General features: G+C 69.9%; 27 protein-coding genes and 2 tRNA genes. 10 read left to right on the forward strand and 19 right to left on the reverse strand.

Annotation, left to right across the window (positions count from 1 at the left end; all coding sequences use genetic code 11):
* Positions 1–41: 41 nt before the first annotated feature.
* The 6 genes from trmD to aroA all read right to left on the reverse strand — a co-directional run bounded on the left by trmD (position 42) and on the right by aroA (position 5,433).
* Entirely contained in the window at positions 42–758 is a 717-nt protein-coding gene (gene trmD / locus Q0812_RS00275) for a tRNA (guanosine(37)-N1)-methyltransferase TrmD (protein WP_302108294.1), read from the reverse strand.
* Positions 759–794: 36 nt separating this feature from the next.
* Complete coding sequence (gene mscL / locus Q0812_RS00280) at positions 795–1,220, reverse strand: large-conductance mechanosensitive channel protein MscL (RefSeq protein ID WP_302108295.1); 426 nt, start codon at positions 1,218–1,220, stop codon at positions 795–797.
* The gene (locus Q0812_RS00285) at positions 1,220–1,510 is read right to left on the reverse strand and encodes an integration host factor subunit beta (RefSeq protein ID WP_302108296.1); all 291 of its coding nucleotides are present in this window, start codon (positions 1,508–1,510) and stop codon (positions 1,220–1,222) included. The genes mscL and Q0812_RS00285 overlap by 1 nt, the downstream gene beginning before the upstream one ends.
* 135 nt (positions 1,511–1,645) lie before the next feature.
* The gene (gene rpsA / locus Q0812_RS00290) at positions 1,646–3,352 is read right to left on the reverse strand and encodes a 30S ribosomal protein S1 (protein ID WP_302108297.1); all 1,707 of its coding nucleotides are present in this window, start codon (positions 3,350–3,352) and stop codon (positions 1,646–1,648) included.
* A gap of 144 nt (positions 3,353–3,496) precedes the next feature.
* Positions 3,497–4,147, reverse strand: coding sequence for a (d)CMP kinase (cmk, locus tag Q0812_RS00295; RefSeq protein WP_302108298.1), 651 nt, complete (start codon positions 4,145–4,147; stop codon positions 3,497–3,499).
* Positions 4,144–5,433 (reverse strand): 3-phosphoshikimate 1-carboxyvinyltransferase, encoded by a 1,290-nt coding sequence (aroA, locus tag Q0812_RS00300; protein WP_302109179.1) that lies wholly within the window; start codon positions 5,431–5,433, stop codon positions 4,144–4,146. Before aroA ends, cmk begins: the two co-directional genes overlap by 4 nt.
* 141 nt (positions 5,434–5,574) lie before the next feature.
* Here aroA and Q0812_RS00305 point away from each other — a divergent pair, with 141 nt between their 5' ends.
* Together Q0812_RS00305 and Q0812_RS00310 are read left to right on the forward strand one after the other, a co-directional pair.
* Entirely contained in the window at positions 5,575–6,027 is a 453-nt protein-coding gene (locus tag Q0812_RS00305) for a TIGR02300 family protein (RefSeq protein ID WP_302108299.1), read from the forward strand.
* A gap of 119 nt (positions 6,028–6,146) precedes the next feature.
* Positions 6,147–6,222, forward strand: a tRNA-Ala gene (locus Q0812_RS00310).
* A gap of 79 nt (positions 6,223–6,301) precedes the next feature.
* On the opposite strand, the gene Q0812_RS00315 is transcribed toward Q0812_RS00310, so the two are convergent.
* A complete protein-coding gene (locus tag Q0812_RS00315; protein WP_302108300.1) occupies positions 6,302–6,508 on the reverse strand; it encodes a hypothetical protein in 207 nt (68 codons plus the stop codon).
* 143 nt (positions 6,509–6,651) lie between these two features.
* Between Q0812_RS00315 and Q0812_RS00320 the strand changes: the two genes are divergently transcribed.
* Entirely contained in the window at positions 6,652–6,906 is a 255-nt protein-coding gene (locus Q0812_RS00320) for a DUF1150 family protein (RefSeq protein ID WP_302108301.1), read from the forward strand.
* Between the two features lie 12 nt (positions 6,907–6,918).
* Here the strand turns inward: Q0812_RS00320 and Q0812_RS00325 are convergent, their stop codons facing one another.
* Together Q0812_RS00325 and hpf are read right to left on the reverse strand one after the other, a co-directional pair.
* A complete protein-coding gene (locus Q0812_RS00325) occupies positions 6,919–7,383 on the reverse strand; it encodes a PTS sugar transporter subunit IIA (RefSeq protein WP_302108302.1) in 465 nt (154 codons plus the stop codon).
* Between the two features lie 120 nt (positions 7,384–7,503).
* Positions 7,504–8,130: a ribosome hibernation-promoting factor, HPF/YfiA family gene (hpf, locus tag Q0812_RS00330; RefSeq protein WP_302108303.1), complete on the reverse strand. Its 627-nt coding sequence runs from the start codon at positions 8,128–8,130 to the stop codon at positions 7,504–7,506.
* Positions 8,131–8,453: 323 nt separating this feature from the next.
* On the opposite strand from hpf, the gene Q0812_RS00335 reads away from it, so the two are divergent.
* Complete coding sequence (locus tag Q0812_RS00335; RefSeq protein WP_302108304.1) at positions 8,454–9,080, forward strand: DUF4337 family protein; 627 nt, start codon at positions 8,454–8,456, stop codon at positions 9,078–9,080.
* 221 nt (positions 9,081–9,301) lie between these two features.
* Here Q0812_RS00335 and rpoN read toward each other — a convergent pair whose 3' ends face one another.
* The 6 genes from rpoN to Q0812_RS00365 form a co-directional block, all read right to left on the reverse strand.
* Complete coding sequence (gene rpoN, locus Q0812_RS00340) at positions 9,302–10,780, reverse strand: RNA polymerase factor sigma-54 (RefSeq protein WP_302108305.1); 1,479 nt, start codon at positions 10,778–10,780, stop codon at positions 9,302–9,304.
* A 94-nt stretch (positions 10,781–10,874) separates the two neighbouring features.
* A complete protein-coding gene (gene lptB / locus Q0812_RS00345) occupies positions 10,875–11,654 on the reverse strand; it encodes an LPS export ABC transporter ATP-binding protein (RefSeq protein WP_425281547.1) in 780 nt (259 codons plus the stop codon).
* A gap of 27 nt (positions 11,655–11,681) precedes the next feature.
* A complete protein-coding gene (locus tag Q0812_RS00350) occupies positions 11,682–12,236 on the reverse strand; it encodes an LptA/OstA family protein (RefSeq protein ID WP_302108306.1) in 555 nt (184 codons plus the stop codon).
* A 48-nt stretch (positions 12,237–12,284) separates the two neighbouring features.
* Positions 12,285–12,977, reverse strand: coding sequence for an LPS export ABC transporter periplasmic protein LptC (lptC, locus tag Q0812_RS00355; protein ID WP_302108307.1), 693 nt, complete (start codon positions 12,975–12,977; stop codon positions 12,285–12,287).
* Positions 12,978–12,981: 4 nt separating this feature from the next.
* A complete protein-coding gene (locus Q0812_RS00360; RefSeq protein ID WP_302108308.1) occupies positions 12,982–13,596 on the reverse strand; it encodes a ribonuclease D in 615 nt (204 codons plus the stop codon).
* Between the two features lie 80 nt (positions 13,597–13,676).
* A tRNA-Leu gene (locus Q0812_RS00365) sits at positions 13,677–13,763 on the reverse strand.
* A gap of 135 nt (positions 13,764–13,898) precedes the next feature.
* Between Q0812_RS00365 and Q0812_RS00370 the strand changes: the two genes are divergently transcribed.
* The gene (locus Q0812_RS00370; RefSeq protein WP_302108309.1) at positions 13,899–14,864 is read left to right on the forward strand and encodes a complex I NDUFA9 subunit family protein; all 966 of its coding nucleotides are present in this window, start codon (positions 13,899–13,901) and stop codon (positions 14,862–14,864) included.
* A 3-nt stretch (positions 14,865–14,867) separates the two neighbouring features.
* Here Q0812_RS00370 and Q0812_RS00375 read toward each other — a convergent pair whose 3' ends face one another.
* Both Q0812_RS00375 and Q0812_RS00380 read right to left on the reverse strand, forming a co-directional pair.
* Positions 14,868–15,677, reverse strand: a complete 810-nt coding sequence (locus Q0812_RS00375; RefSeq protein ID WP_302108310.1) for an undecaprenyl-diphosphate phosphatase — start codon at positions 15,675–15,677, stop codon at positions 14,868–14,870.
* 44 nt (positions 15,678–15,721) lie between these two features.
* Positions 15,722–16,903, reverse strand: a complete 1,182-nt coding sequence (locus Q0812_RS00380; RefSeq protein ID WP_302108311.1) for a citrate/2-methylcitrate synthase — start codon at positions 16,901–16,903, stop codon at positions 15,722–15,724.
* A gap of 105 nt (positions 16,904–17,008) precedes the next feature.
* On the opposite strand from Q0812_RS00380, the gene Q0812_RS00385 reads away from it, so the two are divergent.
* Genes Q0812_RS00385 through Q0812_RS00400 form a run of 4 tightly spaced genes read left to right on the forward strand, consistent with a single transcriptional unit; the run spans position 17,009 to position 20,730 of the window.
* The gene (locus tag Q0812_RS00385) at positions 17,009–17,950 is read left to right on the forward strand and encodes a cation diffusion facilitator family transporter (RefSeq protein ID WP_302108312.1); all 942 of its coding nucleotides are present in this window, start codon (positions 17,009–17,011) and stop codon (positions 17,948–17,950) included.
* Complete coding sequence (fzlA, locus tag Q0812_RS00390) at positions 17,947–18,630, forward strand: FtsZ-binding protein FzlA (protein ID WP_302108313.1); 684 nt, start codon at positions 17,947–17,949, stop codon at positions 18,628–18,630. Before Q0812_RS00385 ends, fzlA begins: the two co-directional genes overlap by 4 nt.
* The gene (gene queG / locus Q0812_RS00395) at positions 18,611–19,780 is read left to right on the forward strand and encodes a tRNA epoxyqueuosine(34) reductase QueG (protein WP_302108314.1); all 1,170 of its coding nucleotides are present in this window, start codon (positions 18,611–18,613) and stop codon (positions 19,778–19,780) included. The genes fzlA and queG overlap by 20 nt, the downstream gene beginning before the upstream one ends.
* On the forward strand, positions 19,777–20,730 hold the full coding sequence (locus Q0812_RS00400) for a glycosyltransferase family 2 protein (protein ID WP_302108315.1): 954 nt from the start codon (positions 19,777–19,779) through the stop codon (positions 20,728–20,730). The genes queG and Q0812_RS00400 overlap by 4 nt, the downstream gene beginning before the upstream one ends.
* Here Q0812_RS00400 and bamJ read toward each other — a convergent pair.
* Positions 20,727–21,245: a BamJ family beta-barrel-assembly machinery protein gene (bamJ, locus tag Q0812_RS00405; RefSeq protein WP_341923437.1), complete on the reverse strand. Its 519-nt coding sequence runs from the start codon at positions 21,243–21,245 to the stop codon at positions 20,727–20,729. The two genes, Q0812_RS00400 and bamJ, sit on opposite strands and share 4 nt — an antisense overlap.
* On the reverse strand, positions 21,226–22,428 hold the full coding sequence (locus Q0812_RS00410; RefSeq protein WP_302108317.1) for a threonine ammonia-lyase: 1,203 nt from the start codon (positions 22,426–22,428) through the stop codon (positions 21,226–21,228). The genes bamJ and Q0812_RS00410 overlap by 20 nt, the downstream gene beginning before the upstream one ends.
* Positions 22,429–22,562: 134 nt before the next feature.
* Between Q0812_RS00410 and Q0812_RS00415 the strand changes: the two genes are divergently transcribed.
* Positions 22,563–23,081 carry a hypothetical protein gene (locus Q0812_RS00415; RefSeq protein ID WP_302108318.1) on the forward strand — a complete coding sequence of 173 codons (519 nt, stop codon included), beginning with the start codon at positions 22,563–22,565 and terminating at the stop codon, positions 23,079–23,081.
* The last annotated feature ends 1 nt before the right edge of the window (position 23,082 follow it).

The following is a 23,082-nucleotide window of genomic DNA, read 5'->3' on the forward strand; positions in this document are numbered from 1 at the left end:
CTTTTTCGCCCTTTGCCTGTCAGTTGGCGGGCTGAGCCTGCTCAGTCCCGCGGGGTCGTCTTCGCCTGCCGCTCCAGCCAGGCGGCCCACAGTTCGGGGCGCCTTTCCTTCGTGGCCTGCTCCCTCTGCTCCTGTCGCCAGCGCGCCACCTTGGCGTGGTCGCCGGACAGCAGGACCTCGGGGATGTCGCGCCCTTCGAACGTCCGCGGCCTTGTGAACTGCGGATGCTCGAGGAGCCCGTCCTCGAAACTCTCGACCTCGGTGCTTTCGGCCTGCCCCAGAACGCCCGGGACCAGCCGCACCGCGGCCTCGATCGCCACCATCGCCGCCGCCTCGCCGCCGGCGAGAACCGCGTCGCCGACGGCGACCTCCTCGAACCCGCGCGCGTCCAGCACGCGTTGATCCACCCCCTCGAAGCGTCCGCAAAGGACGATCAGTCCTTCGCCTCGGCTCCACTCACGCACGCGCGCTTGGGTCAGGGGCCGGCCCCGCGCGCTCATGTACAAAAGCGGCCGTGGCGAGGCCGGGAGGCTGTCTAGCGCCCTGGCCACCACGTCCGCCTTCAGAACCTGTCCCGGGCCGCCACCCGCAGGGGTGTCGTCCAGGAAGCCGCGCTTATCTGTCGAAAAGCCGCGAATGTCCACCGTTTCCAGCGACCACAGCCCCTTCTCGCGCCAGGCGGTCCCGATCAGCGAGACGCCCAGCGGCCCGGGAAAGGCCTCGGGAAACATGGTCAGGACGGTGACGGTGAAGGACATGGGCCGGCTGCATAGCCCAAGACGCGCCGTTTCGCCTCAGTCTTTAGCGCGGCCGGCCTTCAGCTCGTCGCGGATCTCTGTCAGCAGCTTTTCCGTCGCCGTGGGGGCTGGCGGCGCGGCGGGGCCTTCCTCCGCCTGCTTGCGGCGCAACTGGTTGATCCCCTTGATCAGCAGGAAGACCACGAAGGCCACGATCAGGAACTGGATCAGGGTGCTGATGAAGGCGCCGTACTGGATGGCCACCTTCTCGACCGCCTCGGTGGCGGGGTCTTCCGGCTTCAGAACCCACTCCAGCCGCGAGAAGTCCACATCGCCCAGCAGAAGGCCGATGGGCGGCATGACCACCTGGTCCACCAGGCTGGTGGTGATCTTGCCGAAGGCCGCGCCGATGATCACGCCCACAGCCAGGTCGACGACATTGCCGCGGGCTGCGAACTCGCGGAACTCGGCGAAGAGGCCCATCAGGCGTCGCCGGAGAGATTCAGCCGCTCGCGCAGCTCCTTGCCGCTCTTGAAGAAGGGCACCGCCTTGGCGGGTACGTCCACCGCCTGGCCCGTGCGGGGGTTTCGGCCGGTCCGCGCCGGGCGCGAGCGCACCGAAAAGGCGCCGAAGCCGCGCAGTTCGACCCGGCCGTTCTCGGCCAGGGCGTCCACCATGCTGTCGAGGATGGTGTTGACCACCCGCTCGACCTCGCGCCGCGTCAGGTGGGGGTTCTCGGCCCCCAGACGGTCGATAAGTTCGGACTTGATCACCAAGGCCTCCCGCCAGAGCCTTATGTCCGGAAGCGGACATAGATATTCTACGCCTCTCAGTGCGCGCAAAAAAGCCCCGGTCAAGGCTGACCGGGGCTTTTCCGCAAGGATTCTTACCTTAGGGAAGCTTACGGCTTACTCCTTGCCGGCCTTTTCACGCAGGGCCGCGCCCAGGATGTCCCCGAGCGAGGCGCCCGAGTCCGACGAGCCGAACTGCTCGATGGCTTCCTGTTCGTCCTTCATTTCCAGCGCCTTGATGGACACCGAGATGCGACGGCTGGCCTTGTCCACGGCCGTGACCATGGCGTCCACGCGGTCGCCGACGGCGAAACGCTCAGGGCGCTGCTCGGCGCGGTCGCGCGACAGGTCCGACTTGCGGATGAAGGCCGACACCGGTGCGTTGTCCTCGCCGAACTTCACCTCGATGCCGCCCGAGGTGACCTCGGTGACGGTGACAGTGACGGTCTGGCCGCGGCGGAAGCTGTCGCCTTCCATCGGGTCGCCCGAGAGCTGCTTGATGCCGAGGGAGACGCGCTCCTTCTCGACGTCCACGTCCAGCACCTTGGCCTGGACCATTTCGCCCTTGCGGTACTTCTGGATGGCTTCCTCGCCCGGCGCGTTCCAATCCAGATCGGACAGGTGGACCATGCCGTCGATGTCGTTCTCCAGGCCGATGAACAGGCCGAACTCGGTGGCGTTCTTGACCTCGCCCTCGACGGTCGAGCCGACGGGGTGAGCGGCAAGGAAAGCGTCCCACGGATTGTCCTGAGCCTGCTTCAGGCCCAGCGAGATGCGGCGCTTGGAGCTGTCCACGTCCAGCACGATGACGTCCACTTCCTGAGAGGTGGAGACGATCTTGCCCGGATGAACGTTCTTCTTGGTCCAGGACATTTCCGAGACGTGCACCAGGCCCTCGACGCCCGGCTCCAGCTCCACGAAGGCGCCGTAGTCGGTGATGTTGGTGATGCGTCCGGTGAACTTGGCGCCGGCCGGGTACTTGGCTTCGACGCCGTCCCACGGGTCGGTCTGCAGCTGCTTCATGCCCAGGCTGATGCGCTGGGTGTCCGGATTGATCCGCACGACCTGCACCTTGACCGTGTCGCCCACGTTCAGCACCTGCGACGGGTGGCTGACGCGCTTCCAGCTCATGTCGGTGACGTGCAGCAGGCCGTCGATGCCGCCCAGGTCGACGAAGGCGCCGTAGTCGGTGATGTTCTTGACCACGCCGTCGCGGATTTCGCCCTCGGTCAGCTGGCTGACCAGCTCGGTGCGCTGCTCGGCGCGGGCCTCTTCCAGGATGGCGCGGCGCGAGACGACGATGTTGCCGCGGGGGCGGTCCATCTTGAGGATGGCGAAGGGCTGTTCCTTGCCCATCAGCGGACCGACGTCGCGGACCGGACGGATGTCCACCTGCGAGCCGGGCAGGAAGGCGCTGGCGCCGCCCAGGTCGACGGTGAAGCCGCCCTTCACGCGGCCGACGATGGCGCCCATGACCGGCTGGCCTTCGGCGAACACGCCTTCCAGGCGGGTCCAGGCCTCTTCGCGGCGGGCCTTCTCGCGGCTGATGACCGCCTCGCCCATCGCGTTCTCGACGCGCTCCAGATAGACCTCGACGGTGTCGCCGGCGCTGGGGATTTGGGCGCCTTCGCCCTGGCCGAACTCACGCAGCGGCACGCGGCCTTCGGTCTTGAGGCCCACGTCGACGATGACGAAGTCCTTTTCGACGCCGACCACCTTGCCGTGGATCACCTGGCCCTCGGCCAGATCGCGGCCCGAAAGCTGCTCGTTGAGGAGCGCGGCGAAATCGTCGCGCGAGGGGTTGAAACTCTGGGTGTCAGTCATGGGGTTTGATTGATCCTCGAACGCGAAGCGGACTCCGCGCGGGGGGGTGGGTTTCGGATAAGTTGGACGAAGCGCCGGTGTAATCCGGGAAGCCCGCGGCGATCGAGACCTAAGCACGTTGGGATTTGGCCAGTCGCGGCTCTTCTAGGAAAGCCCCGCCTCGGCGCGCGCCGTCTCGACGATGCGGCGGGCCGCATCGAAGGCGGCCTCTATATCCATAAGGCTGGTGTCCAGCAAGACCGCGTCGTGCGCGCGGGTCATGGGCGCGGCGTCGCGGCCGGCGTCTCGGGCGTCGCGTTTCCTGATGTCGGCCAGCACCGTTTCGAAGTCCACGGCTTCGCCCCGGCCGGTCAACTGCAGCCAGCGGCGGCGGGCGCGGACCTCGGGATCGGCGGTGACGTACAGCTTTACCGGCGCGTCCGGCGCGATCACGGTGCCGATGTCGCGGCCGTCCAGCACGGCGCCGCCTGGCTGTCCGGCGAAGTCCTTCTGCAGTTTCAGCAGCTCGGCGCGCACCTCGGGGTGGAAGGCGACGCGGCTGGCGGCCTCGCCGGCGGCGCGGCCGATCAGCTCGGGGTCGCAGAGGGCCTCGAGTTTCAGATCCCGAGCCATTCGCGCCGCCAGGCCCGTGTCGTCCAGGTCGCCGCCCGCGCGCAGCACGGCCATGCCGACGGCGCGATAGAGCAGGCCGGTGTCCAGGTAGGGCAGGCCAAGCCAGGCGGCCAGGCGCGCGGCGATGGTGCCCTTGCCCGAGGCGGCCGGGCCGTCGACGGCGATGACGAGAGGGGCGCTCATGCGGCGGCGATATCGGCGCCGAGGCCGCGCATCAAGCCGGTGAAGCCCGGGAAGCTGGTGGCGATCATGCCGGCGCGATCCACCGTCACGGGCTGTCTCGCCGCCAGGCCCAGCACCAGCAGGCTCATGGCGATGCGATGATCGCCGTGGCTTTCGATGGCGGCGCCGCCCCGTACTGGGCCGCCTGTAACGGCCAGTTGATCCGGCCCCTCTTCGACGGCGACGCCACAGGCCGCCAGGGCCCGCGCCATGGCGGCGATGCGGTCACTCTCCTTGACGCGCAGCTCGCCAATGCTGGCCATGACCGTGCGCCCCGCGGCGAAGGCGGCCGTGACCGCCAGGATCGGATACTCGTCGATCATGGAGGCGGCGCGGTGGGCGGGGACGTCCACCCCCTTGAGGCGAGAGGCGCGCGCGGTGATGTCGCCGATCTCCTCGCCGCCCGCCTCGCGGCGATCAGAGATGGTCAGGTCCGCGCCCATCTCGGCCCAGGTCTGGAAAAGCCCGGTGCGCAGGGGGTTCAACATCACCCCCCGCAGGGTGACCTCCGAGCCCGGCGTGATCAGGGCCGCAGCGAGCGGAAAGGCCGCCGAGGACGGATCGCCAGGAACGCTCACCGCGGTTCCGCTCAGGGACTGACCACCGGTTAGCCGGACCGTCCGGCCGTCAGCCGCGTCTCTGACCTCCGTCGAGGCGCCGAAGGCGCGCAGCATGCGTTCGGTGTGATCGCGGCTGGGTCGAGGCTCGATGACTTCGGTCACGCCCCCTGCGTTCAGCCCGGCGAGGAGGAGAGCCGACTTCACCTGGGCCGAGGCGGCGGCGTTGAGGTGCGAAATCGCCTTGAGATCCCCCCCGCGAAGGGTCAGGGGCAGGCGCTCGCCCTCGATCCTGGCCCCCATGGCCCGTAGCGGATCGGCTACCCGGCCCATGGGCCGGCGGCTGAGCGACTCGTCCCCCGCGAAGGTGGCTTCGATGGAAAAACCCGCCACGGCGCCCATCAGCAGGCGCGCGCCGGTGCCCGAGTTGCCGAGGTCGAGCGGGCCGTCCGGCTGGGTCAGTCGACCTTGGCCCGTGACGCGCCAGCGGCCGGAGCCGAGGCGTTCGACGCCGGCGCCCAGCGCCTGGACCGCGCGTGCGGTCGCCAGGACGTCCTCGCTCTCCAGCAGGTTGTCGATCAGGGTCTCGCCCCTGGCCAGGGCTCCCAGGATCAGGGCGCGGTGCGAGACCGACTTGTCCGGCGGCGCGGTCGCAACGCCCTTAAGGACACGGCCCGGCGTGGCCCGCAGAAGATCGGCGTCAGGGGTGATGACGGGGGCGGCCAAAGGGGCTCCATCCGGCGTCCGGCGAAATGGGCTTTTGACAGCGGCCCTGGGCGGTGGCAAGGGAGCCGCCCGAAATCCTGGACTTCCCTCCAACAAGGAACGCCCGTGGCCAATCCCGAGCTCGGAACCAAGCAGGTCTGCCCGAACTGCCAGGCCAAGTTCTATGACCTGAACCGCCGCCCCGCCCACTGTCCCAAGTGCCAGGCGGACTTTGATCCTGACGAACTGGTCAAGGTGCGCCGCACGCGCGGCCGCGCCGGTCCCGCCGAGGTGGAGACCGACGAGGAAGAGGCCGAGGATCAGGTCAAGACCAAGCCCTCCGACGACGAGGACGAGGAGGAGGACGTCTCGGCCCCCGAGATCGACGAGGAGGCCGACGTGCCGCCGGTTGTCTCGGATGAGGACGAGGACGACATCCCGGCCGCGCCCGGCGTGGGGGTTTCCGAGGGCGATGACGACGACGACGACGGCGTTCCGTTCCTCGAGGACGACGACGACGACGAGTTCTCGGACGACGATATCGACCTGGGCGACGACGACGAGGAAGAGCCCGTCTAGGGCGTCCGCGGCGGGACAAAAAAATGCGCGGGCGCGGCTTGATCCGCCGCGCCCCTGAGACTAGGTTCCGCCGCCTCGTGGCCCACCAGACCGCGAGGCCGCCAAACCCGGAAAAATCTGGGGCTATAGCTCAGCTGGTAGAGCGCTTGAATGGCATTCAAGAGGTCAGCGGTTCGACTCCGCTTAGCTCCACCATGAAGGCCCGTCGGACCCCCGGCGGGCCTTCTTCAATTCCGGCGTCCTCCCCATTTGGGATGGCGAGGAGAGGGGCGGCTCAGGCGGCGGTGTCGCGGGCGTGGACGAGGGCGGCGGCGGCCACCGAGGCCAGCACGGCGGTGAGGGCCCAGGCCCATTCCTGAGGCGTCATGCCCAGCGCCGCCTTGCCGCCCAGCACCAGGCCGCAGAGCACCACGAGGGCGGCGGTGACGCGCGCAGGGGTCACGGCGCGGCCCAGCCGCGTCAGCGCGTCTTGCGATCCCATGGACAGCCCCCTTGGCCGGCAGCCTCGAACGGCGCCGACTATGGCCGAGGCGTCACGCCCCCGCCATGCGACACGGCGCCCGAGCGTCCGGGCATGAACCCCCTGCGGGGTCGGGCGTTTTGAGCGCAGGAGGTCGTTGGACCATGCAGCTGTCGCCCACCAAGGAAGCCCTGCGCCGTATGGGCGCGCCCGATCTGGTCTATGTGCGCGAGATCAAGGCGCGCGAGATCATGGCCGATTCCACGCCCCAGGAGGTCAAGGGCTTCCAGCTGCATCCGAACCAGACCCTGTATGCCGTCCACAGCGCCGACGGCGCGCGGCTGGCCGTCCTGGTCGATCGGGACGCGGCCTTCGCGGCGGCCGTGGCCCACGAGCTGGAGCCCGTGTCCGTCCACTAGGCTGACGCGGCGTCAGGCCGCGACGGCCTCGCGGTCCTGGGTCAGAAGGGCGTAGAGCACATCCTCGTCGGCGGCGTCCCGCAGCGCGTCGCGCACGGCCTCGGAACGCAGGAAGCGCGAGACCGAGGCCAGGGCCTGAAGATGCTCGACGCCTGCGCGCTCGGGCGCGAACAGGGCGAACACCAGGTCCACCGGCTGATCGTCGAGGGCCTGGAAGGCCACCGGCGTGTCCAGCCGCAGGAAGACCCCGAAGGGCCGCTCGACCCCCACGGAGCGCGCATGCGGCACGGCCACGCCCGATCCCAGCCCCGTGGAGCCCAGAAGCTCGCGCTCATTCAGCCCGGCGGCCAGCGCCGAGGCCTCAAGCCCGCAGGCGCGCGCGGCCAGCTCGGCGGCATGGGCCAGCACCTGACGCTTGGCGGAGGGGCCGGAGACGGCGGAGACGCGGTCGCGCGCGAGCAGATCGGCGATCTTCATGCTTACTCCAGAGAGGCAATTCAGGCCCGCCCGCGACCAGCGGCGCGCGAGATAGGCTGATCCACCCGGCGCCGCAAGCGCCGGATGGACGCAGGTCGATGAAGGTTCGGCGACGAAGCCTCAGGCGTTGCCCGAGGCGCCGTTGCCATTGGAGACCGTCCGCTGCGGATCGATCCAGCCGATGTTGCCGTCCGGGCGCCGATAGACGACCGAGAGCCCGCCGTGACCGGCGTTCTTGAACAGCAGAACCGGATAGTTGGACAGGTCCAGCTCGAGCACCGCCTGGCCGACCGTCAGGGTGCGCACCTGGGCCTGGGTTTCGGCGATGACCATGGCCTGAGGCGGGGCTTCACCAGGCACGCCGGCCTCGCCGAAGTCCTCGTCCTCGACCTCCTCGGGCGAGCGCAGGACGGTCATCATGGCCATGTCGGCCTTGGCGCCGTCCGAACCCAGATGGTGGTCCTTAAGCCGGCGCTTGTAGCGGCGGATGCGCTTCTCGATCTTGCCGAGCGCCCCGTCGAAGGCCCCGTGGGCGTCGGCTCCGACCGCGTGACTGACCAGCACCTGACCCGAGGCCAGGCGGACCCAGCAGTCGGCGCGGAACAGGCCGCCTTCGCGGCTGATGACCACGTCGGCGTCGCCACCCCGCTCGAAATACTTGCCGATGCCTGATGAGAGTTCATCGACGACCCGCGAGCGTAACGCTTCGCCGACGTCGACATGCTTGCCGCTGACTTGGACTTGCATGCCCCATCAACGCGCTCGACGGGCCTTGGTGTCAAGCCGAACGCGGCTTTGTGATCCGGGCTTCGCGGTTAATGCGGTCGGGTGCGTCGGGGGGCGCCGGACCGAAAAGGCCGCACCAAACAACACACTTGGCGCCCTGGCCGATGCTGCGAGCCCTTCCATGGCGGGGGTCGGCAGACCGGCCATTGTGGAGGCTTCACGGCCTGCGCGGACAAGCGGGACCGTCGGCCTGTGAAGTCGCTTGCTGATCAGGCATTTAGAGGGATTGCGGTCGTGCGCATCCGGCCCGATGCTGTGCGCCTGCGGAGATTCGGGAGAGTGGCATGAGCGCCCAGGACGTCGCCGACCTTGTCCATGAAATTCAGGAAGAGCGGGCCGACAGCGCCGCCAACGAACGCTTCCGCAATCGCGCCGCTCTGCTGGTCGCGGCCCTCGCGGCGGTGCTGGCGGTGGGGGGACTGGGCGGCGGCAACGCCACCGACGACGCCATCGCGGCCAACATCCACGCCAGCGACACCTGGGCCTTCTATCAGGCCAAGAACATGCGCCAGACGGCCTACGAGATCGCCGCCGCCGACATCGAGGCGCGGCTGGCGGGCGGGAGCCTCAGCCCCGCCCAGATCGCCGCCGACACGGCCCGGCTGGAGGACTATCGCGCCACCATCGCCCGCTATGACAGCGAGCCGGACCCCGCCCGTCCGGGCGACCCCACCGCCGGCGAGGGGAAACGCCAACTGGCCGCTCTGGCCCGCACCCATGAGGAGGCCCGCGCCACGGCCGAGGCCCGCGACAACAACTTCGACTGGGCCGAGATCCTGCTGCAGCTGGCCATCGTGCTGGCCTCGGTGGCGATCCTGGCCACGTCGCGCCGGCTGCTGACCGGGGCGGCCGTGCTGGGCGGCCTCGGCGCCCTTTTGACGCTCAACGGCTTTTTGCTGCTGGTGGGCTAGGGGCGCCTCGCGGGGGCGCCTTGGCGTGTTCAACGCGCCCCTAAGGGCCTCCGGACCCTCCGCGTACGATCGCTCCCGGCTTCGAAGATGAAGGGGTCGGCGCATGGCGCCTGAAGCCCGTCAGCCAACCCGGCTCAGGGGTCGGAAACATAGTCGCGCTGGGGCCGTGAAGCGGCGGAACAGGTGATCTCGGCGGGCTCAGTAGCGCTGACGTGAGCGGTCTACCCCGCCTTGAGCATCCGCTTGCGCTCAACCGAGGAGGGGATGCGCAGGGCCTCGCGGTACTTGGCCACGGTGCGGCGGGCGATGTCGATGCCCGCCTCCTTGAGCAGCTCGACGATGCGGTCGTCGGACAGCACGTCGCCGTCGCGGCCTTCCCCCTCGACCATCTGTTTGATGCGGTGACGCACGGCCTCGGCCGAGTGGGCCGCCCCGCCGTCGGCCGAGGCGATGGCCGCCGTGAAGAAGAACTTCAGCTCGAACACGCCCCGGGGCGTTGAAATGTACTTGTTCGAGGTGACGCGGCTGACCGTGCTTTCGTGCATGCCGATGGCGTCGGCCACGGTCTTGAGATTGAGGGGGCGCAGGAACTCGACGCCGAAGGCCAGGAAGGCGTCCTGCTGACGCACGATCTCGGACGCCACCTTGAGGATGGTCTTGGCGCGCTGATCCAGACTTTTGACCAGCCAGGCCGCCTGGGACAGGCAGTCGGCCACGAACACCTTGTCGGCGTCCGAGCGGCTGCCGGCCTGGACCTGGGCGTGATAGCGGCGGTCCACCAGCAGGCGGGGCAGGGTGTCGCTGTTCAGCTCCACCCGCCAGCCGCCGAGCGGATCGGCGCGCACGTGCACGTCGGGAATGACGGTCTGGGCGGGCTCGCCGCCGAAGGCCGCGCCGGGCCGGGGCGTGAGAGCCTTCAGCTCGGCGATCATGTCGCGCAGGTCCTCGTCATCGACCCCGCAGACACGCTTCAGGGCCGACAGATCGCGGCGGGCCAGAAGTTCGAGGTTGTCGATCAGGGCCTGCATCGCCGGGTCCAGCCGATTGCGGTCCTTAAGCTGGATGGCCAGGCATTCGCCCACCGAGCGGGCGAAGACGCCGCAGGGTTCAAACCCCTGGCACTTGAGCAGGACGGTCTCGATCAGCTCGGGTGAGCAGCCGAGACGCTCGGCGGTCTCATCGAAGTCGAGGCGCAGGTAGCCCCCCTCGTCCAGCCCATCGATCAGCACCTGGGCGATCCCCGCCTCGGCGGCGGTGAAGCCGGCCTGGCTGGCCTGCAGCGTCAGGTGCTCGGATAGGGTCAACTCGCGACGCAGGGCGCGGTCGTAGGCGTCGTCGTCCAGGTCAGTGGCCTTGCCCGAACCGGCGCGGCTCCAGTCCGTCAGGGGCGGCCCGCCGGCACAGGGATCGTCCGCAAAACGGTCGTCGCCCTCGGCGTCCATGGCCTCGTCCGCCTTGGCGGTGCTCGTGTCGGAAAACTCCAGTTCGTCGGAGGACGCGGCGGGGGCCTCGGGCGCCTCAGCCGTTTCGGCCGGTTCCGGATCGTCGCGCTGGAGAAGCGGATTGCGTTCGAGCTCGGCCTCGACGAAGGCCTCCAGCTCCACATTGCTCAGCTGGAGCAGCTTGATCGCCTGCTGCAGCTGGGGCGTGACGACCAGCCCCTGCCCCTGGCGAATCTCAAGCCGTGCGTTCAGCGCCACCGTCTGCCCCCGCTCAGCCGGGCCGGAAGGCTGGCCCGAAACTTGCTGTGGCTGAGGATGGCGCGCGGCTGGTTAACGGCGGCCTTACGCGGCCTTACCCGTGCCCGCCGAACCCCTCGCCCAGATAGACGCGGCGGACTTCGGGGTTGTCGATGATCTCGCTGGGCGTGCCCTCGAACAGCACCTCGCCCGAGTGGATGATGGCCGCCCGGTCGATGATGTCGAGCGTCTCGCGGACGTTGTGGTCGGTGATCAGCACGCCGATGCCGCGACCGGACAGGTATCGGATCAGCTCGCGGATATCGGCGATGGCCAGGGGATCGATGCCGGCGAAGGGCTCGTCCAGCAGCATGAAGCTGGGCTCGGACGCCAGGGCCCGGGCGATCTCGACGCGGCGGCGTTCGCCGCCCGACAGGCCCAGGGCGGGGGCCTTGGCCAGATGGGAGATGTGCAGCTCTTCGAGCAGGCGGGCCGCCTCTGTGCGGACCTTGGAGCGGTCGCGCTCGCGCATCTCGACCACGGCCATGACGTTCTGCTCGACCGTCATGCCGCGGAAGATGGAGGCCTCCTGCGGCAGATAGCCGATGCCCAGGCGGGCCCGCTGGTACATGGGCTGGGCGGTGATGTCCTCGCCGTCCAGATAGATCGAGCCGTAGTCGGCGCTGACCAGGCCCGTGATCATGTAGAAGGTGGTGGTCTTGCCCGCCCCGTTCGGACCGAGCAGGCCGGCCACCTCGCCCCGGCGCAGGCGCAGGGAAACGTTCTTGACCACGGGACGTCCGCCGAAGGAGCGGCCGACCTCGTCGACGATCAAGCCTTCGGTATCGCCTGCGGAAGCGGCGATCGAGGCCGCCCGGAGGGACGGATCGGACATGGCGGCGAGGTAGTCGGTCAAGGCGGCCTAGCGGGTCTGGGGGCGGTTCTCGGGGTAGAAGACGCCGCGCACCCGGCGACCGGCCTCGGTGGGCGCGCCGTCCATGACGGCCCGGCCGGTGGTGTTGTTGACGGTCAGGCGGCTGCCGGTCAGCACGTTCTCGCCCTGGGTCATGATCACCTGGCCGGTCACGACGATGGTGTCGGTGTCGCGGGTATAGACGGCCTGGTCGCCGCGGATGACCTGATCCGGCTGGCCCTCGCTGCGCGAGACGAAATAGACGTCGCCTTCGGCCACCATGCGCACGATGTCGCCCGACAGGCCGCCGCCCGGCGCGCCCGAGCGGTTTCCGCCCCCGGCGTGATAGGCGCGGATGACGTTGGCGCGCATGCGGTTATTGCCCTGGGTCGCCTCGGCGCGACCACTCCAGATCTGCACGCCCTCGGCGTCGATCACCTCAAGGTTGTCGGCGCCCATCATGATGGGCCCGCCGCTGCCGGAAATCTGCGCCACGGCCGTGGCGGCCGTCAGCCCCAGACCCAGAGCCAGGGCGCCGGCCAGCGCAAGCGACCGGGTGGCCATCATCCTTGAAGCGTGTCGCGTCACCAGCTGGTCTCCGAAGCGTCGGTCCTAGGGGTCGTTAATGGTCGCCCGGACCTTGTTGTCGCCGGACCCGCGGAAGACGATCCGCGCGCCCTGGTCGTAAATGGCATAGGACGAGGCCGAAATCGATCCCATCGGGCCCTGACCCTCGACCGGGGAGCGGCCCGATACGACGCCGGTGCGGGTGTCGACCACGGCGGTCTGGGTGCGGAACTCAAAGCCCTGGCCGCCTTCGTTGATGCGCACGTCGTCGTGCAGGGTGAGAATTCCCGTACGCTGGTCATAGACGCCACGGTCCGCGCGGACGCGGGTGGGGTCAGGCTGGTCGCGGCCGATCTCAAGGGTGGGCTGCTCCAGCGCCACCGGGCCCTGCACCGCGCCCAGCATCTGGCGGGCGGTGGCGGCCCCGATCAGGAAGGCGCGGCCCTGGCGATCCTGGCCGTAGAAGCGGGCGTTGACCAGGGTGGCCGAGGCCCTCTGGGCCTCGTTCTCGGCCTGGGCGGCCTGGAAGGTGCGCATCGCCGCGACGCCGACCAGGAGAAGCACGATCAGGCCGATGGAGAGGGGCAGGGCGCGGCGGGCCAGCCGCACGATCCGGGCGCGGCGCCGCCACTGACGCACCGCGGCGGCGGCCTTGCGCGATTCCGCCGCCCGTTCGGACGAGAGTCCGCCCGAAGGGTCGAAGGAGTCGTCGAAGGCGGGGCGGATGACGTCGTTCATGGGTTCAGGCGTGGGCGAAGATGTCCACGTCCTCCCATCCGGCCAGATCCAGGCGCGCGCGCACGGGCAGGAAATCGAAACAGGCCTGGGCCAGATGGGTGCGGCCCTCGCGCGCCAGCATCAGGTCCAGCTTCTGCTTGAGCGCATGCAGATTCAGCACGTCCGAGGCGGCATAGGCCAGCTGGTCGGGGCTGAGCTGATCGGCGCCCCAGTCCGAGCTCTGCTGCGCCTTGGACAGCTCGATGCCGAGCAGTTCACGCGTCACGTCCTTGAGTCCGTGACGGTCGGTGTAGGTGCGGGCAAGCCTCGACGCGATCTTGGTGCAGTAGACCGGCCGCGTCTCGACCCCCAGGTGCAGCTGGAACATGGCGATGTCGAAGCGGCCGAAGTGGAACAGCTTGAGCACGTTCGGATCGGCCAGCAGAGCCTTCAGCCGCGGGCAGTCGTAGGCCGGACGGTTCAGCCGCACCACATGGGCGTCGCCATTCCCCGACGACAGCTGCACCACGCACAGGGGGTCGCGGCCCAGCTTCAGGCCCATGGTCTCGCTGTCGATGGCCACCACGGGGCCGAGGTCCAGACCCTCGGGCAGGTCGCCTTCGTGCAGGTGGGTGGTCAAGGCCGTCGTCTTCCTCTTGCGTGGAGCCTTAATACACGAACGGCGCCGCGACCGAAGAGTCACGACGCCGTCCGAAGAATTGGTGCCCAGGAGAGGACTCGAACCTCCACGACCTTTCGGCCACTGGCACCTGAAGCCAGCGCGTCTACCAATTCCGCCACCTGGGCCGGTTCTGCGCCTGACGGCGCGACCGAAGGCGCGGACGTTTAGGGGACGGAATCGTTCCGGTCAACGGGTCCGTTGCTCCTTGCGCGGGCATCGTCTAATCCCGCCGCGACGACCAGCGCAGGGACTTCAGAACCATGACGCATCAGGCCACCCTGTTCGGCGGATCGGGCTTCATCGGCAGCCAGACCGGCGGCGCTCTCCTGCGGCGCGACTGGCGGCTGCGCATCGTGGCGCGCAAGCCCCAAGTGGCTCAGGCGCTGAGGCCGCTGGGCGAGGTCGGACAGGTGCAGATCAAGGCGGGGGACGTGCGCCGCGACGAGCATGTGGCCGAGGCGGTCCGCGGCTCGGAGCTGGTCGTCAACTTCGTCGGCATCCTGCACGAGGGCCCGGGCCAGAGCTTCGACGACGTGCATGTGGAAGCCGCCGAGCGGATCGCCCGCATCGCGCGCGAGGCCGGCGTCCAGCGGCTGATCCACGTCTCGGCCCTGGGCGCGGACGCAGGCTCGGCCTCGAAATATGCGCGGTCGAAGGCCGAGGGCGAGCGTGCGGTGGCCGCCGCCTTCCCGGGCGCCATCATCGTGCGGCCTTCGGTGGTGTTCGGCCCCGGCGACGATTTCCTCAACCGGTTCGCCCGCATGGCCGCCTTCGCCCCGGCCCTGCCGCTGGTGGGCGGCGGGAGCACCCGCTTCCAGCCCGTCTATGTGGGGGACGTGGCCGACGCCATCGCCCGGCTGGCGGTGGCGCGCGACGTCGCGGACCGGCCCTACGAACTGACCGGGCCGTCGACCTACACCTTCAAGGAGCTGATGGAGCTGATCCTCAGTGAGACCAATCGGCAGCGCCCGCTGGTCCCGCTGCCCTTCGGCGTGGCGGGCATGATCGGGGCCATGGGCGACCTGATGGCGGCGGTCGGACTGACGCCGCCGCTGACCCGCGATCAGGTGGAGCTGCTGAAGACCGACAATGTGGCCGCCGACGGCGCGCCGGGGCTCGAGGCCATCGGCGTGCGTCCGACGGGGCTGGAGGCCGTGGCCGAGTCCTATCTGTGGCGCTATCGCCAGGGCGGCCAGTTCGCCGAGGGCACGGCGGCCCGGGCCTGAACCCTATCCGATCCAGCCCAGCGACAGGGCGACAAGGCCCAGCGCCCCGACCACGATCCGCCACCAGGCGAAAGGCGCGAAGCCATGCCGGGCCACGAAGTCGAGCATGGTCTTCACGACGAAGGCCCCTGAGACGAACGACACCACGAAGCCGATGGCGACCAGCCCGAGGAAGTCGGCGGTGATCACGTCGCGGGTCTCCCACAGGCTGACGGCGAAGGCGCCGACCATGGTGGGAATGGCCAGGAAGAAGGAGAACTCGGCCGCCGCTCGCTTATCGACGCCGGACAGGAGGCCGCCGACTATGGTGGCGCCCGAACGCGACACCCCCGGAATGATCGACAGGCACTGGTAGAGGCCGATCAGGGCCGCCGAACGGAAGGTCAGGGCCATGGCCTCATGCTCGCGCGCAGGCGGGGCCCAGCGTTCGACCAGCAGCAGTATCACGCCGCCGATGATCAGGCTGAGGAAGACGAACAGCGAGTTGAACAGGACCGCGAAAATCACGTCCTTGGCCAGAAGGCCCAGGATGGCCGAGGGCAGGAAGGCGATCAGCACGGCTATGGTGAAGCGCCAGGCCGAAGCGTCGCGGCCGAACAGGCCCAGCAGCACTTTCCACAGCCGCGTGAAGTAGAGCACCACCACCGCCAGGATCGCGCCCAGTTGGATCATGTAGATGAAGGGGTCCCAGCGGGCGTCGGTCAGCCCCAGCATCTCCTTGGTGATCAGCAGGTGGCCGGTCGAGGAAACGGGAATGAACTCGGTCAGGCCCTCGACGACGCCGAGGATGATGGCGGCCAGCCAGTCGCCCATGAAGGATGCTCCGAACGCAGGAAATCAGAGGGGCGTCGCTGCCCCTACGGCCCCACATAGCGCAGGCGGGCCTGGATAGGCGAGCCCGCCCGGGCCTGCTCCATGGCATGGGCCAGCCAGCCGGCGATGCGGCCCAGCGCCATCAGGGCGAAGGCGCCGTCCTTGGGCATTTCGAGGCGGCGCGCCACCAGGGCCAGGGCCAGGTCGAGATTGGCGCGGCGACCCGTCATGGCCTCGCCCACCCGCAGGATCTCCAGCAGGTCCCCCGGCAAATTGGCCGCGTTGAGCAGGGCGGCGGCGCGCGGATCGCCGTCAGGGAAATGCGGATGGCCGAAGCCGGGCACATCGCGCCCCTGGGCCAGGCTATGGCGCACGGCTTCGCGCGGATCGCCCCGGCGCGCCTCGGCCACCCAGGCGGCGGTCTGGGCCAGGCCTCCGCCCAGCATCGGACCGGTCATGGCCCCCATGGCGGCAAGCGCCGAGGCGGACAGCGGCGCGCCTGCTCCCGAGGCCACGCGCGCGGCCAGGGCGGCGGCGTCCAGCCCGTCGTCGGCGGACAGCACCAGGGCGCGGCGCACCAGATCGGCGTCCCGTTCGTTCAGCTTCCAGCCCCGGGCCAGGCGCTGATGGATGTAGAGGCGGGGCCCTGCGCCGGCGACCACGTCGACCATCTCGTTGACGATGGCGGCGGCCTCGCGCCGCAGCGAGCGGTCGCCTCGGCCGGGGCTGGCGGAATCCTCGTCGGCGCGGCGGGCCAGGGCGGCCAGCAGGCGCGCCCGCACGCCGCCTGGGAAGACCACGTCGACACGCGGCTTCTGGTCGGCGAAGGGACGTTCGTCCTCCTCGGCGCCCCAAAGGAGGGCGGCGGTCTGTTCCAGGGTCCAGGTCTCGGCCAGCACGGCGGCGTCGCGTCCGCGATAGGTCAGCCGGCCGTCCTGAACCGAGGTGAGGGCGGACTCGACGCCCACCTGGTCCCGCGCGCGGGCGGGGCGGTGGCCTTCCAGCTGGATGGGCGCGCCGGCGGTGGAGGGGTCCTTCAGCCGGGCCACGTCCTGGGCGGAATAGAGGCTGCGGCGCGGATCGGACGGATCGGTTCGCGCGCTGATCCGGCCCCGACTGACATAGGCGTAGAGAGTCTGAGTCTTCACGCCCAGGCGCTGAAGCGCCTCGGCCCTGGGAATCCAGCTGGGTGAGCCCTCGGTCATCACACGCCCTTGCCCGGTCATGGCTAAAGCCTAGCCGATCAATGTTGAGAGTTTATTCCCGCGATACCGGCGGTTTTGCGGCGCCGCCCCGTTGCCTGCCCTGCGCGGACGGGCCAAAAGCAGGCGATGGCGTCCTCCCACCCCGGCCAGACCGACCTCAACGCCGCCCAGGAAGCGGTGCGCGGCATCACGCGCATGTCGGTGGCCGTGGCCCTCATCCTGATCGGGCTGAAGGCTTTTGCGTGGGGCGCCACGGGGTCCGTCGCCATTCTGGCCTCTCTGGTGGATTCGGGCCTCGACCTGGCCGCCTCCCTGATCACCTTCTTCGCGGTGCGCTGGGCCGCCGCCCCGCCGGACGCCGAGCACCGCTTCGGGCACGGCAAGGCCGAAGCCTTCGCCAGCCTGGTTCAGGCCGGGCTGGTCTTCACCTCGGCCGGGATCATCGGCTGGGAGGCGATCGACCACATGCTGAATCCGCGCGTGATCACGGCGGGGGCCTGGGGCGTCGGCGTCATGGCCATCTCGATCGCGCTGACCGGCGCCCTGGTCTTCGCCCAGACCCAGGCGCTCAAGAAGACCAAATCGGTGGCCGTGTCCGGCGACCGGGCCCACTATTTCAGCGACCTGGCCTCGAACGCCGTCGCTCTGATCGGTGTGGGCTCGGCCACCCTGCTGAACGCGCCCGGCCTAGACGCGGCGGCGGGCTTCATCGTCGCCGTCTGGCTGATCTGGGGCGCCCTGGCGGTGCTCAAGGACGCGGCGGATCATCTGCTGGATCGCGCCCTGTCCGAGGGCGCCGTGGACGAAATCCGCGCCCTGGCCGTGGATGATCCGCGCGTCCTGGGGGTGCACCAGCTGCGCACCCGCGTCTCGGGCCAGGTGGTGATGATCCAGATGCACATGGACCTGGAGCCGTCCCTGACGCTGGAGCAGGCCCACGAGATCGTCGTCGCCGCCGAGAAGCGCATCCTTGAACAGTATCCGGCGGCGGACCTGATCATCCATCCGGACCCGCGCGGCCGGGCCGAGCCGCACGGCGGCGCCTTCGGCGAGGCCGGCGTCGCATGACCACGCGCCTGCTGCACCACTTCGCCTTCGACCCCAACTCGCGCCAGGCGCGGCTGACGCTCGGCGAAAAGAAGATCGCCTTCACCGAACGGCCCGTGCGCTACTGGGAGCACGACCTGGAGTTCCACGCCCTGTCGCCGTCGGGCATGACGCCGGTGCTGAAGATCGACGGCGAGGGTCCGTCCCTGACCCTGTGTGAGGCGCCCGCCATTCTCGATTGGGCCGAGACCTTCACGCCGGAGCCGCCCCTTCTGTCGCGCGATCCCGCCGAGCGGGCCGAGGCGTTTCGCCTGCGCCAGTGGTTCGACCGCAAGTTCGAGGTCGAGGTGGACAGCCCCATCCTGTTCGAGCGGATGGAGAAGCGCCTGCAGAACCTGGGCCCGCCCGAGGCGCGGCCCCTGCGCGAGGGCCGCGAGGCGCTGCGCTGGCACCTGGATATGCTGGAGCGCCTGCTGGCCGAGCGGGACTGGCTGGCGGGCCGGGCGCTCAGCCTTGCCGACTTCGCGGCCGCCGGCCACCTGTCGGTGCTGGATTACTTCGGCGAGATCGACTGGGGCCGACTGCCAGGGCTGAAGACCTGGTGGATGAAGCTGAAGTCGCGCCCCTGCTTCCGGCCGCTGCTGGAGGATCGGCTTCCGGGGCTGGCCCCGGCGCCCCATTATGCGCAGCTCGATTTCTGAGCTTTCCGCAAAGGCCGTGACCCTGAAACCCGCCACGCTCGCCCGCGCCCAGGAGGCGGTGGCCGCCCGCGCCCGCGCGCTGGGCTTCGACGTGTGCCGCTTCGCCAGCGTGGCCGAGGGCTGGGAGGCCGGGGAGCGGCTGGACGCCTTCGTCGAGGCGGGGCGGCACGGCCAGATGGCCTGGATGCAGACGACCCGCGACCGCAGGCGTCATCCGTGCGCCATGTGGGAGGACGCGCGCTCGGCGGTGGTGCTGGGCATGAACTACGGGCCCACCAGCGACCCGCTGGCCCTGCTGGCTCGGCCCGAGCGGGCGGCCATCTCGGTCTATGCGCGGGGCGACGATTATCACGAGGTCATCAAGGGCCGCCTGAAGGAGGTGGCGCAAGTGCTGGCCGCGCGCACGGGCGCCGAGGTCAAGGTTTTCGTCGACACCGCGCCCCTGATGGAGAAGCCGCTGGCGGGAAAGGCCGGCGTGGGCTGGCAGGGCAAGCACACCAACCTCGTCTCCCGCGACTACGGCAGCTGGCTGTTCCTGGGCGTCATCCTATCGGCCGCCGAACTGGTCCCCGACGAACCTGAGGTCGACCACTGCGGCAGCTGCACCGCCTGCCTCGACGTCTGTCCCACCAGGGCCTTCCCCGCGCCCTTCCAGCTGGATGCGCGGCGTTGCATCTCGTACCTGACCATCGAGCACGACGGGCCGTGGGCGCCGGAGTTCCGCGAGGCCGTGGGCAACCGCATCTACGGCTGCGACGACTGTCTGGCCGTGTGCCCCTGGAACAAGTTCGCCAGGGACGCGCGCGAGGCGCGGCTGGCCGAGCGGGATGATCTGAAGGCGCCGCCGCTGGCCGAACTGGCGCGGCTGGACGACGCGGCCTTCCGGGCGCGGTTCGTGCGCTCGCCCATCAAGCGCATCGGCAGGGAGCGGTTCATCCGCAACGTCCTCTATTCCATCGGCTCGGGGCGGGTGACGGCGGCCCTGCCCGAAGTGGAAGCATTGCTCGACGACGCTTCGGGCCAGGTGCGAGGGGCGGCGGCCTGGGCCCTGTCGCGGCTGGACCCGGCGCGGTTCGCGGCACTGGCGGAAAGACGGCTTACAGCTGAGCCCGACCCTGCCGTGCGTGCGGAATGGGAGGCGGCGGCATGAGCGTCAGTGTCATCATCGTCGCCTATGAGAGCGGGGCCTGGCTGCCGCGATGCCTGGACACGCTGAGGGCGCAGACCGTCCCGCATGAGGTGGTGCTGGTGGACAACGCCTCCAGCGACGGCGCCCCCCAGACGGCGGCGATGGCGGATACCGCGATCCGGCTGGTCGAGGCGGGCGAGAATCTGGGCTTTGCGGGTGGCAACAATCTCGGCGCCGAGCGGGCGAAGGGCGAATGGCTGGCTCTGCTCAACCCTGACGCCTTCCCTGAGCCGGACTGGCTGGAGCGACTGTTGCAGGCGGCCGAGGCGCATCCGGACGTGGACTGCTTCACCTCTCTGCAGATCGCCGAGGATGACGGGCGCCTGCTGGACGGGGCGGGCGACGCCCTGACCCTGTTCGGCTTCCCCTATCGCATGGGTTTCAGACGGACGCGGCCGGACAGGATCGCCGCCGGAGAGGTCTTCGCTCCCTGCGGCGCGGCGATGATGATCCGAACCCGGACGTTCCGCGCCCTCGGCGGCTTTGACGCGCGCTTCTTCTGCTACTGCGAGGACATGGATCTGGGCTGGCGGTTGCGCCTGGCGGGCGGGCGCACGCGGCTGGTCCCGAATGCCGTGGTCCATCATGTAGGTTCGGCGATGACCGGGCGCGGCTCGGCCTTCTCGCGCAGGCTGGGCTATCGGAACCGCCTCTGGACCTTCTGGAAGAACGCCTCACCCGGCCTGTTCCGGCTGATGGCGGCGCCGCATCTGATCGCCACCCTGCTGATGCTGACGGCGGACGTGGCCCGGGGGCGGGGCGGCCCGGCCTGGCAGGGTCTGCGAGAGGGCTGGCGGCGCCGTCGCGAGTTCCGCGCCGAGGCGCCACGGGCGGACTCCGCCCCCATCCTGCGCGCCATGACCTGGAGCCCCCTGAAGGCGATCCGGCGCGGCTTGGATGTCAGAGTTTAGGCCAGAGCGCTCGTCCCGCCGCCGTTACGTGAGCCGCCTGGCGTCTCGGCGACGCCCAGAAGGGCGATCTTGAACACCAGCACCGCGTTGCCTGGAATGTCCGGCGGGGCGCCGTCCTCGCCATAGCCCAGCTCCGGCGGGATGTAGACGATCCACTCGTCGCCGACCCGCATCTGCTGCAGCACGTCGGTCCAGCCCTCGATCACCTGGCCGGCCTCGAACACGGCCGGCGCGCCGCGCTCGTACGAGCTGTCGAAGATCGTCCCGTCGACCAGCCCGCCCTCGTAATGGACGCGAACCAGATCGTTATCGTCGGGCTGCACCCCGTCGGTCGGGCCCGAGCGCTCGATCTTGTACTGCACGCCGGACGGCAGAACGCGCACGCCCTCGGCCCGAGCGTTGCGCTCCATGAAGGCGGCGGCCTCGGCGGCGGCTTCGCCCCCGCCGCCGCGGTTGCAGGCGGACAGCGCCAGGGCGGCGGCCGCCGCGATCAGGCTAGCGCGGACGAAGGACATAGCCATGCTCCTTGAGGGCGGCCTCGATCTGCTCGGCGTGGCCGGCGTCGCGGGTCTCGACCATGATGTCGAACTCGGCGCCCTTGGCCGGCACGTCCAGGGCCAGGCGGTTATGAATGACCTCGATGATGTTGCCGCCCAGATCGCCGATCACCTGGCTCATCTTGGCCAGCATGCCGGGGCGGTCGTCGCCGAGGATGCGGAAGACCACCAGCCGCTTCTGCCGCACCAGCTCGCGGTTCAGCACCACCGCCAGCATGCGCGCGTCGATGTTGCCGCCGCACAGCACCAGCCCGATCTTCTTGCCCCGGAAGCGCGCGGGATCGCGCAGCAGGGCGGCCAGCCCCCCGGCGCCCGCACCTTCGGCCACGGTCTTTTCGATGGTGGCGTAGGCGGCCACGGCGCGTTCGAAGTCGGCCTCGTCGCAGACGATGACGTCGTCCACCAGCGGGTCGGCCAGCTTGAAGGGGATTTCGCCCACGGCCTTGATGGCGATGCCCTCGGCGATGGTCTGGCCGCCGCACCTGGGAGTCTCGCCCTTCCGCCGGGCGGTGAACGAGGGGTACATGGCCGCCTCTACCCCATAGATCTCGATACCGGGTTTCAGGTGCTTGGCGGCGATGGCGCAGCCGGCGATCAGGCCGCCCCCGCCGATCGGAATGAGCAGGGCGTCCAGGTCCGGCGCCTGGTCCAGAAACTCCAGCCCGCAGGTGCCCTGACCGGCCACGATGCCCTCGTCGTCGAAAGCCGAGACGAACAGCAGGTTCTCGTCGCGTACCAGCTCCATCACCCGCTCGGTCGACTGGGAGAAGTCCAGGCCGTGGATGATGACGCGGGCGCCGTGGCTCTGCGTCTTCTGAATCTTCACGAAGGGCGTGCCCTCCGGCATGACGATGGTGACCGGCACCCCCAGCCGCTTGCCGTAATAGGCCAGGGCCTGGGCGTGATTGCCGGCCGAGGCGGCCACCACCCCGCGCCGACGCTCGTCCTCGGTCAGCTGGGACAGGCGATTGCAGGCCCCGCGCTCCTTGAAGGAGCCGGTGTAGTGCAGGTTCTCGAACTTGACCCAGACCTCCGCGCCGGTCAGCTCGGACAGGCCACGCGAGTACCTGACGGGGGTCTTTTCGACCTGGCCCGCGATGCGCCCGGCGGCGCGTTCGATGTCGGCGAAGGTGACGCTCATGGCGGCGGACCCTAGCCCCGCCAGCGCCAAAGGGAAGCGGCTTTCGCGGTGAAAATGACGGCGGCCTCGACGCAACCTTGACCGTTGCGCGCGCGTTCCGTCGGCGCCAACCTACGCTCGCCGGGAGATACGCGATGTCCGCTCGCCTGCTGCTGTCCGCCGCCGCCGTGAGCCTTGCCGCCGCGGCCTGCGCGCCCGTCACGCCTCCGCCCCCCATGGGGCCGCCGCCCGCCGTGGTCTTCAACGCCGCCGCCTTCGCCTGGTCGGCCCAGCCCGGCACGGCCTCCATCGAAGGGCGCACCGACTATCGCACCGACGGCCGGACCTGGCGTTGCGCCGGATCAGTGGGCCTGACGCCCGAAACGCCGTGGACGCGCCAGCGCTTCCAGACCCTCTACGGATCGACCGACCGGGCCGCCCTGCCGGCGGCGGTTGTACGAGCCCGGACGGTGGCCGAGGCCAGCGCCGACTATCGCGGCTTCGTGCGCAACACCACCTGCGGGGCCGATGGGACCTTCCGCTTCGAAGGTCTGCCCCAGGGCGCCTGGTTCGTGATCGTGCCGGTGACGCCCCAGGGCGGCGGCGAGGCGGTGGTCCTTATGCGCCGCGTCGAGACCCGCAACGGCCGCGCCGTTCAGGTGACGCTGTCGTGAG

Origin of the sequence: Peiella sedimenti (assembly GCF_030504955.1) — a bacterium.
In the GTDB taxonomy this organism is placed as follows: domain Bacteria; phylum Pseudomonadota; class Alphaproteobacteria; order Caulobacterales; family Caulobacteraceae; genus Brevundimonas; species Brevundimonas sedimenti.